Origin of the sequence: Maridesulfovibrio frigidus DSM 17176, from assembly GCF_000711735.1 — a bacterium.
GTDB lineage: Bacteria > Desulfobacterota > Desulfovibrionia > Desulfovibrionales > Desulfovibrionaceae > Maridesulfovibrio > Maridesulfovibrio frigidus.
In genome coordinates this window covers 1-15,257 of sequence record NZ_JONL01000010.1, presented here as the reverse complement: position 1 = coordinate 15,257, position 15,257 = coordinate 1, and the positions used below count along the sequence as shown (strand labels likewise).

Here is a 15,257-nt window from a genome sequence, read left to right as displayed (position 1 = left end):
AACATCTACATTGTGCAGGACCTATTTAACAGAGGGCGACACCACCCCTTCCTGGATAAGATAAATACCTATATCTGCGCTTCTTTTATCTAATTTTATGCCACTATTTTTTTTAAGCTTCGCTATCACTTTTTCTCTTTCCATACTTTTCCTGTATGGACGGTCAGTCATAGTGGCATCAATAAAGTCAGCAACAGATACAATTTTTGATTCCAAAAGGATCTCATCACACTTTAATCCATGCGGATACCCTGACCCATCAATACGTTCATGATGTTCAAGAATTATTCTTTGTATCGGCCATTCTGTTTCCATTGTTTCAAATATTTCCGCCCCAATAAGAGGATGTGTCTTGATTATTGAAAATTCAGCTTCTGTTAGGGAGTCAGGTTTATTTAGAATTCCAGTTGGAACAGCAACTTTACCAATATCATGAACCAAAGCAGCAAGTTGCAGACCTTGAATTTGATCTGAGCTAAGTCCAAGGGATGTAGAAATTTTCGTAGCAATATCGGCAGTTCTATCCATATGACCGGCAGTATAAGGGTCTCTAAGTTCAACAACTCTGGTAAATGCTCTAATGGTTCCTTCTAGTCCTTTTTTAATTCTCCGAACAGCTTCCAATTCCCTAGATGCATGGACCATTCGATATTGTTGAACACCAGCCTCTACAGCTTTTACTAAGTCCTCAGTCTGGCATGGCTTAGTTAGGAATCTAAATATATCGCCATGGTTTACAGCTCCGATGGCAATTTCTAAATCCGCAAATCCGGTAAGTACCATTCGTATAGAGTCGGGGTATTTAGTCCGTATTTTAGAAAGTAATTCTATCCCGTCCATCTGCGGCATTTTAATATCAGATACAACCACAGAAAACGGCCCCTCTTCACCCATGATTCTGAGGGCTTCTTTACCACCAAGTGCGGTTGAAACGGAGAAGTATGACCTTAGTGTTCTTTTGTAGCTATTAAGAATATTAATCTCGTCATCTACAAAAAGAATCTTATTTTCTCCATGAAAAGCATCTATCATTTTACATCCTAATTAGGGACCAATACATCTATAGGTTCTCTAATACCCACTTTTTCCGCAAACATAATTATCCGATCAATCTTATCTTTATCAAGCTCGAGGCTTTTCCTTAACAGCAATGCCCCCTGATTCGAAAGGATATCATCATAAAGAATCATACCCGGATGCAGGTCCCCTTTATAAAGCTTTTTAACTTCGTAGTGAGCTTCAACTCCAAGAAGTCCCTCAAGGTAATAGAGAAGTTCAGGATCATACAGCTCAGCTTGATCTTCAAGCCTTCTAAATGCGGCGCTCGCATTCTCTTCGACATTTAAATACAGATCGTAATCCAGTGCAATTCTGAGAACTCTTCCTCCTAGAGGAATTCTTTCACCTTTTAGAGCATCTCTAGGTGTTCCAGATCCATCAAAACCTTTTAATTGGTAGGCTATCATTTCTGCGATCGCTTCCATTCTGGGTAATTTTGCCACAAGACTTTTGGCAATAACTGGATGCATTTCGAACATTTGTTCTTGTTCAGCTGTAAGTTCTTTCCCTGACAAGAGATCGTCCAAAGTATCTGGAGGCAAAATAAGGGTGCCTAATTGAGAAAGCATCGTCGCGATATCATACCGCCAGAGATCATTAGCGCCTTTTTTCTTAGCAAGATATTTAACATATCTTCTCGCTCTGTTAATTCTGGCTCCAGCTTCCGGATTCACGAGTGCTGTTATTTCACTGAGCAATTCGACACTGCCCTTCAGAGTTCTCTCAAGCAGGATTCTTTTACCGGTGACAAGTTCATACTGCTTTACAGCCTCCTTAAGACTTTCAAGCAGCGTCTCCTTATCACAAGGCTTTGTTAAAAACCTAAATACATGGCCATCGTTTACAGCCCTCATCGCGTTTTCTAAGTCTGCATATCCAGTTAACATCAAACGGGTTGTATCGGGCCTAATCCTTTTGACTCCTTTGAGAAACTCAATGCCGTTCATTTTGGGCATACGATAATCTGAAACTATAGCTGCATACGGCTTTGCACTCTGCAGGCTAACTAAAGCCATTGCCGGATCAGACTCGGTATCAACTTCATAAGCGCCCCGAAGTTGTCTTTTCAGTGAAGAGAGAACATTAGGCTCATCATCAACAAGTAAAATTCGCGCTTTCATGAATATCCCTCTACTTCCGGAGATGTTCAATCACATCAGAATCAAGAACATTAAAATCTGTTATACCTTGCCAATGCAGGGAAATATGAGAGATCCATTCTTCAAGTTTAGCATTACTCGATGGGGGTAGTACCGATTCATCAATTACAATTCTTCCGTAGTCAGGGTTGATAATTACACATTGATGATCAATCATATCAGCAACTGAAACAATCATTGGTATACTAAGATCACATTTATCATATGAATGATGATACCCTATTCCATGAACAACTTCCCCACTCATCCCCCAAAGCCCCATCAAATACGCACCTATTTGAGCATGCGTTGTTCCAAAAACTGACAGTTCACATCTATTTATAGGATCTTTAGTTTCCCTAATTTTATCAAGAACCTGCGAATATTTTTCTGGGAAACTATAAGCCAAAATAAGCTTGCCCACATCATGGAGCAATCCTGCCATACGCACCTGTATTATTGTATTCTTATCAAGGTTTTCCTTTTCAGCAATAAGTCGGGCAATATTTGAGACGCGAAAACTATGTTCCCAAAGCAAACTCAATGACAATTTAGGCAAAGCTTTTTCGTCGTACATCGAAAAAAGATGTGTCCCGAGTATCAATGTCTTAATTGTTTCAAGCCCCAATAAACTTATCGCTTGAGAAATCGATTTAATATTTGAAGGCAGTCCAAAATAGGGAGAATTAATCAATTTCAAAATCTTAGCTACAAGCCCAACGTCCTTGGATATCAAATTTGCTATTTTGGAAATGGACGGTTCTTCTTTCCGCAACTCATCCTCTATAGATTTGAAAACGCTGGGAATCACAGGTAGAGCATCAATTTCAGTTACCAATCTTTGCATTGCAGGATCAGTCAATATTTCTCGAGATTTGAGCGCACTTTCGATCTTAGTAACCAAAGTTTCCGCATCGCATGGTTTTGAAATATATTGATGAACAGCCCGAATGCTGCGCACAACTTCACTCAACCCGACCTGCCCAGACAAAGCAATCCTGATAACTCCAGGATACTCATCTTTCAAACGGGTAAGTAGTTCCGCACCATCCATTCCTGGCATTCTTATATCTGAAACAACTACGTCAAAGATTTTTTTGTCAAATAAATCCAAAGCTTCTTCACCAGACTCGGCAAATTCAATATCCCATTCGTTTCTTTTGAAACGTAACATTCGTTTAATTGATGTTAACACATTGGGTTCATCATCAACAAAAAGAACCGAAATTATATTACCCATTGTTTAGCCTCTGGTAGAGAGTTCGCTCAATAGAACCAAATCTTCCTAAATTTTAACAAAAAAAACAACCAACACATCTATAATTTTAAAATCTATTAATATAACTATTACTTAAAAAGACCACATTTTCCAATTATTTATTAGCATCAATTGTAAATAAGCATCAACAAAAACACCAAACTTTACTGATTGAGTGTTATTTACAGATAGAAATAGTCCTTTTATAAACTGTAAATAATAATTAATATATGAAAAAACCTATTTAATTTGAACTTTGCCAACTATTCACCAACTATGTTAGATTATATCTGTATAATAAAAAACTGGTAAAAATTTAACTTTCGCATAATACATTAAATTAAGAAATATTGCTTCAGATAAGATATATTGAAGACAAGGAGATTCCGATGCCCCAACAAAAAAAGAGCTTAGCTCTCTTGGCAGCAATAATGGTTATCATTGCAACTTCTTTGTCTCTTGCAGGGTCTAAGCTTCTGTATGAAACCTCATTGACCGAACAAAGGCATCGCCTTCATGAACTTGTTCAAAGTCAGGCCAGCTTAGCAAAAGTGCTATTCCAACACTATGAGAGAATAGATAATAAACTTAATATCGGATTTGATATTGATAAAGCTATCAGAAAGCTTGCTTCAGCACAGAGAGAATTCAAGATACAAAGCAAAAGCGGTGAATTCACAGTAGCTCAAAACACCAACGGCCATATTAAATTTCTCATTGTAAACGGCGATGTAGTTCTCCCCGAAAGCCCTCTCAGGAAAGTTACTTTTGACTCTAAAGAAGCAATCCCCATGAAAAAAGCCCTGAAACTATCCTCAGGAACAATAATCGGTCTTGACTATAAAGATAAAGAAGTTCTTGCGGCTTATACTCCGATGAAAATGGGAGATTTGACACTAGGGATGGTAGCTAAAATTGATATGAAAGAACTCAGAAATCCGTTCATTATTACAAATATCAAGATCTTGGTCATTGGAATAATACTGATTGCCATAGGAATATTTCTCTTTAAAAAATTTAGCGAACCATTAATCATTGAACTTGAAGAACGCGAGCGAGAATATAGAGAACTTGTTGAAAATGTAAATATGATCATTTTAAAAGTAGCAAGCGACGGCAGTATTATCTTCGCTAACCAGTTCGCAAAATCACTGTTTGTCCAAGATCGAAACATTGTAGGTTTAAATATTCTTGACCTTTTATCCGGAGAGGATATTTCAGATGAAATAGATAATAAAGATGTATGTTTTAAAGTTTTTTTTGGGGATGGAAAAGTAGCCACTGAACGGCCATTTGAAACATCAGATGGAAAAATAAGATGGATTGCCTGGAGAGCGTGGCAAAAAGAGGGAGTAGACGGTGCGCCGAATGAATTGCTATGTATCGGAAACGATATCACAGCAAAATATGTAGCACAGATGAGCCTGCAAAACAGTGAATTTCAGTACCGCAATTTATTTGAAAACGCCCCTCTAGCAATGGTACATTTTGACTCCACAGGAATGATAACTGATTGTAACAACATATTTATTGAAATGATGGGCGCCCCCCGAGAAAAACTGATCGGCTTCAATGTAGCGGAATCTAAACGTTCACAAATGCGTGCAGCATTAACCGTAGCATTAAATGGCGAGCAATCCACATATGAAGATTTATACACTTCAGTTACTGGCGGAAAAACAACATTTATCCATGCAATCTTTAACCCGGTGAAGAGCCTAAGTTCTCAAATAGAAGTTATTGCAACTCTGGAAGACATATCCACAAGAAAAAAAATTGAACATGAGCTACTTGATAGTGAAGAACGTTTCCGCGAAATCATCAATGCTGCTCCTGTAGGAATGATCATTTCTGACTTCGACGACCAGCTGATTTTTGCTAACAAGAGGGTATCTGAACTGACAGGAATTAAAACTAACGATTCAAATTCTAAAAGTTGGATTGATCTGCTGCACCCCGAAGACGTGACTGTAGTCACCGATAAGTGGAGCAGAGGAAATTTCGTAAATCGAAAACCACTTGAAGTAAGGTTCATAAATGATTCAGTTAGTGTGTGGACAATAGCCCATAGCGTAAATCTTGAGCATCAAATAGACAGCAACCCGTGCTATGTTGTTACCTTTACCAACATTTCAGTACTAAAGGAATCTGAAGAACAACAAAAAAGACTGATTGCAGCAATTGAGCAATCTATTGAATCCATCGTTATTACGAATACGTCCGGAATAATTACATATGTAAATCCAGCTTTTGAAAAAATCAGCGGTTACACGAAATCAGAAGCCGTTGGCCAGAATTCCAATATTCTTAAAAGCTCTGAGCAGACCCAAGAGTTCTATACAAATTTATGGAAAACTATATCACAAGGAAATATTTGGAGCGGCCAATTCGTTAACAGAAACAAAGAAGGCAAATCCTATACTCAGGAAGCAACGATATGTCCGGTTCGTAACGAGAATGGCCAAATAATAAACTATGTAGGTGTTGCCCGTGATATTTCGAAACAATTGATAGTGGAAGCGCAACTACGGCAAGCTCAAAAACTAGAATCAATAGGTGAACTTGCTGCAGGTATTGCTCATGAAATCAATACACCGACGCAGTATGTCAGCTCTAATATGAAATTCCTTGAAGATAGCTTTGTAGATTTAATGACAATGGTCACAAGTTGCGACACAGCATTTAAAAGTCTTGCCGAAGGAAAGCCACAGTCTGAAGTTCTCCAATATAAAAACGACCATTTTAATGCTGATGATTTTGAATTCTTATCTGAAGACGTTCCAAAAGCTATCGAAGAATCTGTAGAAGGATTAAAGAGAATCTCGAAAATTGTTCAATCCATCAAGCAACTGGCTCACCCCGGAGAAACACATAAAGGATTCTTTGATCTCAACAACATAATCAAAGATGCTGTAACGGTTTCATCTAATGAGTGGAAATATGTGGCTGAAATAGATCTCCAACTAGAAGAAAGCCTTCCTCAAATACAATGTATGAAGGGTGAAATGGGCCAAGTACTGCTTAATTTGATCATCAATAGTGCTCATGCAATTGAAGCAAAGGGTAGCAGCGAAAAGGGTACTATTTCTATTACAACAAAACATGATGCAACCCATGCGATCCTTGAAGTTGCGGACACGGGCTCAGGAATGTCTAGCCAAGTAATAGAGAGAGCTTTTGATCCATTCTTTACAACTAAAGAAGTAGGTAAAGGAACAGGACAGGGTCTTGCCATTGCGCATAATGTAATTGCTAATATTCACAAAGGAAATATTAGCGTAGAGTCGAAAGAAGGAGTAGGAACTAAATTTTTAATTCAGCTTCCTTTCACCGAGTAAATTTTCTCATTAAAAATAGGTTAATCATTGTTCAGATAAACAAATTCTTGAGGAGTAGTTTTGAGTTCAAAAAATAATATTATCATATCGATTATTCTTTGCAGTCTATTCCTCTCCAATCATGTCTTTGCAGCTGCCCATGATTCTGAATCTATTGAAAAAAAGAGCTATAATGTTTTATGTCTAAATCAAGGAATATCACTTACTCACTGGAAACTTCAGATGTTTACATCGTGCAAGGTAGAATTGACCAAATTGCTCGGCGCAACCGTCAATTTACATATTGAAAACATATCAACAAAAGCTTTACAAGACATAGATCTGCGTCAACTTCTATACAAACGATACAACGGCAAAGTAGACTTCATCCTTACTCGCCGCAAAGTCTCTAGCTTAAAAATGATACAAAAAACATTTCCAGGCATTCCAGTCATAGTTACCAATCTTGACAAAGCAGATGAATCACAAATCGAACAATCTCCAGAAAACATATACACTACCATCACGAGAATATGCCCCACCAGAACGGCTAAAGCTATGGTCCGGATGCTTCCGCATGCCAATCGCATTATTGTCATAGCAGGTAGCGATTCATTCGCAGAAGGACTCATAACTCATGCCAAAGAAGAGATGAAGGCACGCCTTAAGGGAGTGAACATCGAATACTGGATTGGTATCCCACTTGCCGATCTTCTAAAGCGTGTTCATAATCTTCCAACTGGCAACATGATTCTATTTCTTACCATGGCCCGAGATTCAATAAATGAGCACTACACCTCAAACGATGTTGTCATGAAAATTGGGGCGGTGGCCAAAGTTCCGGTATTTGGTATTGCAAGCAGCTATTTTCAAGGAAACAGCATTGTTGGCGGTTATATCGACTCCGCGACTATAGTAGGAGGAAGAGCGGCTAGAAGCATGGCCTCCATTGCAAAGGGCACTCCCCCGCCCCACGTTGCTGAGCTTAAAAACTATGGACAGTACCAATTCGAGTGGCGACAACTACAGCGCTGGAATATTAGTGAAGATCTTCTCCCGGTCAACTCCGTAATTTTCAACAAACCGAACTCATTTTTTGACCTACACCCTACAGCAAAATACATACTTGCCTCTATCTTAACTGGCGCCCTAATTTTAATTATTGCTTTTATTGTGTATTGGAAAAAACGTTCGGTATTCATCAATACGATAACTGAAAAGGAAAAACGGTATAGAAGTCTGTTCGAGTCCTCTCATCTATCATTATGGGAAGAAGATATGAGCGGACTCGTTCCGATCATTAAAAGACTTAAGGACAAAGGAGTTACAAACTGGATTGATTTTTTTGAAAAACACCCAGAAGAACTTCAACACTGTGCTGAAGCAGTAAAAATAGTAGACATAAACAAAGCCACCCTCGTACTTCATGAAGCAGAATCCAAAGAAGAGCTATTTGATAATCTTGCAAAAACATTCTCGAAAAGGTCATGGGAAGTATTCGGACTTGAAGTGGCGTCCTTAGCTCAAGGTAAAAGACATCTAATGGTCGATGGAGAAATAAAAACTCTCACCGGCAAGACGCTGGGTATTCTCGTATACATAGATGTGCTAGCCGGATATGAAGAAACTCTTGAGCGGGTGATTGTGACTATCGTCGACAGAACGGAAAAACGAAATCTCGAAAAAGAATTGTCTCAAGCGCAAAAATTGGAAGCTATAGGTTCATTGGCCGCTGGCGTGGCTCACGAAATTAATACTCCACTACAATACATCAATGTAAACCTGAGTTTCATCAGCGAAGCGATTACAGAAATCAAAGACCTGAATGACCATGAGAGCTCATTATTGGTTCAGGAAATTCATGAAGCGGCGAAAGACTCTATTGCGGGAACAAATAACATTAATGCCATTGTTAAGGCCATGAAAAGACTTGCCCACCCGTCACAAGGCGAGATTCAAACTACGGATTTTAATGAGCTAATACAAACAGTTATTATGCTAACCCAGAATGAATGGAAGTTCCATGCGGATGTCAATTTCGAACCCAGCGAAGACCTTATGATGATAACCTGTATTCCAAGCAAACTATCTCAAGTTATCTTAAATTTAATAGTTAATGCCAGCCATGCAATAGAAGCTAGTTTCAAAGAAACAAGTACGAAAGGTATTATAGATATTAAAACATATGAGGAAAGCCAGTATATTGTGTGTGAAATTTCTGACACAGGATGTGGCATGTCTGACGATGTTTTAAAAAATATATTCGACCCCTTCTACACCACGAAAGAAATCGGCATGGGTACAGGACAAGGACTCTCGATAGCCCTTTCAATCGTTAATCACCACAAAGGCTCACTAAATGTCCAATCAGAAATAGGATCAGGAACCACTTTCACAATTCGTTTACCTGTTGAACCATCAGAGGTTTAGCTTCGTAATATGTAAGTCCTTACAAAAAAACGCCCGCTATCAAAAATTTTTGGTAGCGGGCGAACTAAATTCTAAAATTAATCCTAAACTATTTCTTCATAAATATTCTGTCTAATTTCAGCACTGTACTTGAGCACTCCCACTTTGGCGTCAATGAAGTCATAGAGCCGTGGCCGCTTACCGTCAGCCGGTCTTAAAATACGACCTATAATCTGCACGAGCCTGCCTTTTGATTTGATCGGAGAACAAAGGAACAAAGTAGATAAACCGGAACAATCAAACCCTTCGCCTATGAGTGACGCTGTGCTTGCCAGTACTTTAATTTTTCCAGCATTAAGATTCTCAACAATCGCCTCTCGTTCACCTGCAGGAGTTTTTCCGGTCAGAACGGAAACACTTACACCCTGAACTTCTAAAATGCCAGCCAATGCGTCAAGATGCGCAGTTCTGTCCGCAACAAGCAAAAGGGTCCCCGAATTCTGCTCAAGTTCTCCAATCACGCAACCTGCTATTAGACTGTTGCGATCATAGTCCTCAGCAATAGCTGTCATCATTAGAGGATATTGATTTGAAGGATCACCAACAAAGGAGAAGGCAGTATTAACTGTGTGTATTTCCGGCTTGAGAATTGCGCCTGTCTCTCTAAGCAATTCAGGATCAACCCGGTGAACAACATTTCCAAGACTCATGTCTATCATACGGTCGAGACCGTCGTTCCGATATGGCGTAGCTGAAAGGCCAGTCAGGTACTTTGCATCAAAAGAGGTAACAACCTCCTGAAAGGTACTAGCGGGAGCCCGGTGGCATTCATCAACCACTACATGGCCGAAAACCGGAGTCAGCTTTTCTAAACGATTCCGAGCTGTCTGAATCGTAGCAACTGTGAAAGGTTGAATATTAAACTTACCGTTGCCCACCTGTCCGACTTCGATACCTAAAAATTGACGCGCCCTCTCTACCCATTGCAGAAGCAGTTCCTTTGTGTGGACGATCACAAGACAAGGCTGCTTGCGCTCGGCAATCAAGGCCAGAGCCATAATGGTTTTCCCAGCCCCAGTTCCAGCTTCAAGAACACCTTGGGTCGGCAGGGAAAAAGATTGAAGGGCTTCCTGTTGATAGGGCCGTAGTTCTCCTTTGAACACAAAATCCACGGGTTCAAGTTCACGTCTATTATCTTCATATATAATGTCTTCACCTGCTTCTTTAGCAAGCTTATGAAGCTCAATCCCGAACCCTCGCGGACAATGCAGACGCCCTTTGCTATCGCCTGTGTACATCTTGATGTGCTTTTTAATACGTCTAGCGTTACGTCCGTACTTCATGGCATTTACAAACGCAGGATTCATCAGGGTTAAGGACTCTTTTATTTCATCCACCAACGCAGAAGGAATATCGCTTAAGGTCAAGTCCTTTGATATATTAATCAGCATAAATGCTCCTATTGTAGCTCAATCCATATTATACGAGGTAATTCATTTTCTGTGGCTATGACTTTTCCAACTAGAAGCAATAATTCTAAATTTAAATGCGCAGGACTGCTCTTGCTTCAATTCAGTCAGAAGGGCAAGAATGTTCTTGTGGTTATTATCAAAAAAGAGTTTCGGGATAATCCCTGCAACAGACTATCTTTGGCTCTTGAACAATAAGAGAAGCCCAACCAGTTATGAAGCATAAAAAAACTCGATTATTACGATTGCCCTTCAATTTGGGACAATCATAATAATCGAGGTGGTTCTTTGGGAATGGTTTATTTGCTAAGGAATAAATCTACCTATAGGATTGAGTGGTAGCCGTGACTTTAAAAACTGCGGGCTGATTATTTTCTGCATTGAATTCAGGATGTCCTATAAAACCTGTAAGAACTCCTTTTCCAGTAAGTTCAACAATCTCACCTTTAACCAGAGATGTTAATTTGCCAACACTCTTAGCCTTAACTTGGATATTTTCTCTAGATTCGTCCACAAATCCTGTAAGTAAAGAAGCTCGAGGAGAAGAAACACTCCGCATATTGATATAGCTGTCACACATCTTTCCATCTTGTTTTACCATAAGAATCATATCACCCAACATCACATTATCTACTAAATTAGTATATTCAATTGAGTAGTGATAAACTTTTTGTGGGGAACCTGCCGGCAAGGATAAATCTTTGCTAAATGATGCTAATAATCCATTAGCACTGAGCAAAGTTTTCCCCCACTCTTTTTTTTGAACTAATTGTTTTGAATTTATTCCAAACACGTAGAATATAGCATTTGAGAAATCTACCGATAAATCTTTAACTTTCATTTCACATTCCATATCAGAATAAAGAATTACCCTCGTAACCATGCCTATCTGGTTAAAACGGGCTTCATCTGAGGCTAAGGTGAACATAATATTTTTGGGTTCATTGGTAGAAGCGTCTCTTTTGGAATAAATTTGCCCCAAAGAGGATCCTAATCTTGTTTTAAAAAAGGCGCGTTCTTCAGTGAGGGTATCAAGTGGATCTTTGCTAAAGAAACTCCCAATCCCTCTATTATCCTTAATTTCGCGTACCTCTGCTGCGGTATATCCGGGCCACGCTCCAGACCAAATTTCCTTAACATTATAACGTTCAGCGTCCATTAGCATTATGGTAACTTTTTCAGCAGGCATAAGTGAAACTTCTAACTTTGTGGCGATTCTTTTAGCCCATGATGTTTCACCTTCACGCATCACACTTTGGTCTATATAGACAACTGTCTGCCTGAAGTTATTTTTACCATTAAATTTAGCTATATCAGGAAGACTTGAACCAAGAAAAGCGAATGCCGAAGAGACTACAGACAAGCTCAAAATTAGTGTAATAAAAATTGTTCTTATTATCATATTTCCTACCAGTTAATTAAATTAACGACATAATCCTCATCAACACGAAAAGGATGTTTTACTAAATGTTGCCGTGATATTATCTCGCCATTAGCAGCGTAAATATTAGTATTCTCATTTTGCTTCAGAATTCCAATCAAAGCTCTTTGATATATGGTTAAAGTTTGATTCGTAACGTTAGTAATTCCCTTAATTATTTTAAGTCTGTGGTCTTGCAATGTATTGTACAAGTCTAAATGCTCACCAAGATCTTCATTAAGAGCTAAAAGTTCATTCTCAACATTATCTTTCTCAACGCTGCGGCTAGCATTATATGCTTTGATATTTGCGTCATGACGCTTTGTTAACTTACAAAATTTATGTTCAGCACGTTTTTTTTGCTTTGCAGCGTCAATATAATCCGGATTTTTATCATGAAAATAATATGAGACACAAACCCCACTACCCCACACAGCAAGATTGAACATTAAACTAGTCAAAGCTGATGCATGTGGACCTACACCATGCAATTCAAGACTTCCTAGATTTAAAATATCAATACCTGCTGCAGCTTGGACACTCGCTTGAGCGTTAGCTACTGCAATGAAGCGAACAAAATAAAGTCCGACAAAAGTTAAAAACAAAAAAGATGATGCAACAAAAAATTTCCATCCTAGCGACGTCTTATCCTCAGGCTGAACATGCTTTCCAAAATAATGACTATATTGTTTAAGAGCTATTCCATGCTCATGAGAAGCCCACGCCATTAAAAAACCGACAATGGCCGCTCCAGAAAAAGCAAAAGCGGGAATTTCCATAAAATCGAAAATAAATTCGTAATTTAGAAAAATTTCTCCAACCCCCAACACGGCTAAAACAAGAAGATATAACCAAAGCGGACGAAGACCAACGTCACGATTACCTTCTTTATATCGGATCCTTTTATATCTTTCGCGAGCTTCTTCTAACTCTTTATTCATCTCGACATATTTATTGGTTGAAGTAATACCAGCTTTTTCATCACTAATTTTACCATCAATTCCATCATCAATTTGTTGATAACGAACTTCCAATTCGCTGTATTTTTTAATCTTCTTAATATGAGGAGCACAAGCTGTCATAAACTCGCAATAACAGACATTAAAATTATGAAGTGATTCTTTAGCAAACTGCGAACAAACTTCGCTCATGCCTTTAGTCAATCCAAAATCATCACAAAAAATATTATTTTCAGAAGCTTCCTTATTGGCCGCTTCAAGTATTTTTTCATTTATACTGTGAGGAGAAGGATAACTCCATCCCTTGCAAGCATTAAAAGAGTCTCTTATATGTGATTCGACTCTACTTCTTTCATTCATGTTCACTCCTTATAAGTCTTTATAATTACAGGCTTGTCCTTATACGTTTCGATTCTAGGCCTTTCAGCAGTCGCATTAGCATTAAGCCTTGCATCCACTTCCGGTTCTACTTCAATGTCTATTTCAGGAAGTCTAAGAACCTCAAGTTCTCGGATTGGTTTTCTAACATCTTTTTTTACTTGCGGATTGTGCGTATGATCATCAAGGCAGCTTTCACAAAAATCAGCTTCATTTACAAAATAACGATTAGCGTCTCTATCATCTGATATTATAAATTCAACCCTTCGATTAAGGGATCTTCCTGCAGATATTTTATTAGAAGAAATAGGCTGACTTTCACCAATTGCCATCGTGGACATTTGATTATTAGCAACCCCTTGTTTCCGTAATGCTTTTAGAACATTAACAGCTCGGCGGCGCGATAAATCCATATTATGTTCCGGAGAACCTTCACTATCAGTATGTCCTAGGAGAAGCAGTTGAGTGTCAGCATCTTCCTGCTGCATTATTTTAGCAACTAGTTGGATAATTTTCTCTGCCTCTATTTCAAGTTTGTCAGAGTCAGAATCAAAAAAAGCTAACTGTGAAAATCGCACCCTAACGATAGGAATAGCTTTTGTTGTTCCGCTCGGTAATCGTTTATCAATTTGAAAACGGTCAACCGAAGTATGACTGCTAAGATCATAATAACTAATTTGGTTATTAATCCTACTTTCGCGAGCTTCCAACTTTACTTTATCACTTCGGGTGAGCCTATCTGAACTTGTGTCAGAACCGTCTTTAATTGAACTCTTATCATTCCATTCAAATTCCTGCCCCTCAGTCTGCTTCGAATTTGGATCTGTACGAACGCTATTATTACTAAATAGGCTACAATTTAATATCGAAGTACATAATAAAAATATAATTAATACTTTAAAATAAACTCTAAACATCCCCCCCCCTTCTTATGACTAATATTTACTACATTACTGTTATGCATCAGATAATGATCTTGAAATCCCATATTACACAATAATTAGGAAATATTAATATCATATCATACTTAAAAAACAGTATACAATACGACAATTTATATTAATATAAATCTCATTTGTGCCATAAATTATGCTACAAAAAGTTGACACAGATAACCCACATAGGCATGAATTAACAAAAGTTCACACAACTCAATGACACGTATACTCTATTTTAATCAAGCGTATATGTCTATATCTTAATCATATAAACTATATAAAACAGACACACTAATCCTCCACGGTTTTCCACTTAAATACTAAACGAATTTGCTTCACGATTCTTGATAGAGTGTTCTCAAACCACAAGCCGCTTACACACTTGCAGTACAAAAACAGATACGGCGAATGGCTTTCTAAGTTAGAATTCAATGAAATGCTTGAAGCGAAAAAATCATGGCGGGCAATGCATGGAAAAATAAGTCACGGTAGCGGGCAGCCATATCACACTTTCGATTATTGAGCTTCAACCATATAGATATAGGCTGGACATGAAATCTCTTTTTAGATGTCTGAAATGCTACATAAATAACGGACAGTCCGTTTTAGGTTAGGCAGCTAGTTTTTGTTTACGGTAATATTCCTGCTCAAATTGTTCTGGTGAAACATAACCGATGCCGGCATGTCTTCGTTTCCTGTTGTAGAAGATCTCAAGGTAGATAAAAATATCCTGCCTTGCTTGTTCCCGAGTTTTGTACGTCGTGCGATAAACACGTTCCCTTTTCAGTTTACTGAAAAAATTCTCTGCTACTGCATTGTCCCAACAGTTTCCCCTACGACTCATACTGCTTATACAGCCGGATCTGCGAAGAGCCGATGAAAAAGAAAAGCTTGTATATTGACTCCCTTGG

General features: G+C 38.5%; 10 protein-coding genes. 2 read left to right on the top strand and 8 right to left on the bottom strand.

Annotation, left to right across the window (positions count from 1 at the left end; all coding sequences use genetic code 11):
* Nucleotides 1–21: 21 nt before the first annotated feature.
* Genes BR06_RS0116880 through BR06_RS0116870 form a run of 3 tightly spaced genes read right to left on the bottom strand, consistent with a single transcriptional unit; the run spans nt 22 to nt 3,438 of the window.
* Nucleotides 22–1,032 (bottom strand): HD domain-containing phosphohydrolase, encoded by a 1,011-nt coding sequence (locus BR06_RS0116880; protein ID WP_051677161.1) that lies wholly within the window; start codon nt 1,030–1,032, stop codon nt 22–24.
* Between the two features lie 8 nt (nt 1,033–1,040).
* On the bottom strand, nt 1,041–2,180 hold the full coding sequence (locus tag BR06_RS0116875; RefSeq protein ID WP_031485178.1) for an HD domain-containing phosphohydrolase: 1,140 nt from the start codon (nt 2,178–2,180) through the stop codon (nt 1,041–1,043).
* 10 nt (nt 2,181–2,190) lie between these two features.
* Nucleotides 2,191–3,438: a response regulator gene (locus BR06_RS0116870; protein WP_031485176.1), complete on the bottom strand. Its 1,248-nt coding sequence runs from the start codon at nt 3,436–3,438 to the stop codon at nt 2,191–2,193.
* Nucleotides 3,439–3,845: 407 nt separating this feature from the next.
* Between BR06_RS0116870 and BR06_RS19915 the strand changes: the two genes are divergently transcribed.
* A complete protein-coding gene (locus BR06_RS19915; RefSeq protein ID WP_051677160.1) occupies nt 3,846–6,794 on the top strand; it encodes a PAS domain S-box protein in 2,949 nt (982 codons plus the stop codon).
* 60 nt (nt 6,795–6,854) lie between these two features.
* On the top strand, nt 6,855–9,203 hold the full coding sequence (locus BR06_RS19910; RefSeq protein ID WP_031485173.1) for an ATP-binding protein: 2,349 nt from the start codon (nt 6,855–6,857) through the stop codon (nt 9,201–9,203).
* A gap of 83 nt (nt 9,204–9,286) precedes the next feature.
* Here the strand turns inward: BR06_RS19910 and BR06_RS0116855 are convergent, their stop codons facing one another.
* The 5 genes from BR06_RS0116855 to BR06_RS0116835 all read right to left on the bottom strand — a co-directional run.
* Complete coding sequence (locus tag BR06_RS0116855) at nt 9,287–10,633, bottom strand: DEAD/DEAH box helicase (protein ID WP_031485171.1); 1,347 nt, start codon at nt 10,631–10,633, stop codon at nt 9,287–9,289.
* Nucleotides 10,634–10,970: 337 nt separating this feature from the next.
* On the bottom strand, nt 10,971–12,053 hold the full coding sequence (locus BR06_RS0116850) for a hypothetical protein (protein WP_031485169.1): 1,083 nt from the start codon (nt 12,051–12,053) through the stop codon (nt 10,971–10,973).
* Nucleotides 12,054–12,058: 5 nt separating this feature from the next.
* On the bottom strand, nt 12,059–13,390 hold the full coding sequence (locus BR06_RS0116845) for a hypothetical protein (RefSeq protein WP_031485167.1): 1,332 nt from the start codon (nt 13,388–13,390) through the stop codon (nt 12,059–12,061).
* Nucleotides 13,391–13,392: 2 nt separating this feature from the next.
* Entirely contained in the window at nt 13,393–14,325 is a 933-nt protein-coding gene (locus tag BR06_RS19905) for an OmpA family protein (RefSeq protein ID WP_051677159.1), read from the bottom strand.
* Nucleotides 14,326–14,956: 631 nt separating this feature from the next.
* The coding region (locus tag BR06_RS0116835; RefSeq protein WP_031485163.1) for an IS3 family transposase at nt 14,957–15,257 on the bottom strand (301 nt) is incomplete at its 5' end.

Bases quoted from the DNA above. Each gene is read 5' to 3' on its own strand.
- BR06_RS0116880 (WP_051677161.1), bottom strand. From the start codon at position 1,032: ATGATAGATGCTTTTCATGGAGAAAATAAGATTCTTTTTGTAGATGAC.
- BR06_RS0116870 (WP_031485176.1), bottom strand. From the start codon at position 3,438: ATGGGTAATATAATTTCGGTTCTTTTTGTTGATGATGAACCCAATGTG.
- BR06_RS0116875 (WP_031485178.1), bottom strand. From the start codon at position 2,180: ATGAAAGCGCGAATTTTACTTGTTGATGATGAGCCTAATGTTCTCTCT.
- BR06_RS19915 (WP_051677160.1), top strand. From the start codon at position 3,846: ATGCCCCAACAAAAAAAGAGCTTAGCTCTCTTGGCAGCAATAATGGTT.
- BR06_RS19905 (WP_051677159.1), bottom strand. From the start codon at position 14,325: ATGTTTAGAGTTTATTTTAAAGTATTAATTATATTTTTATTATGTACT.
- BR06_RS0116850 (WP_031485169.1), bottom strand. From the start codon at position 12,053: ATGATAATAAGAACAATTTTTATTACACTAATTTTGAGCTTGTCTGTA.
- BR06_RS0116855 (WP_031485171.1), bottom strand. From the start codon at position 10,633: ATGCTGATTAATATATCAAAGGACTTGACCTTAAGCGATATTCCTTCT.
- BR06_RS0116845 (WP_031485167.1), bottom strand. From the start codon at position 13,390: ATGAATGAAAGAAGTAGAGTCGAATCACATATAAGAGACTCTTTTAAT.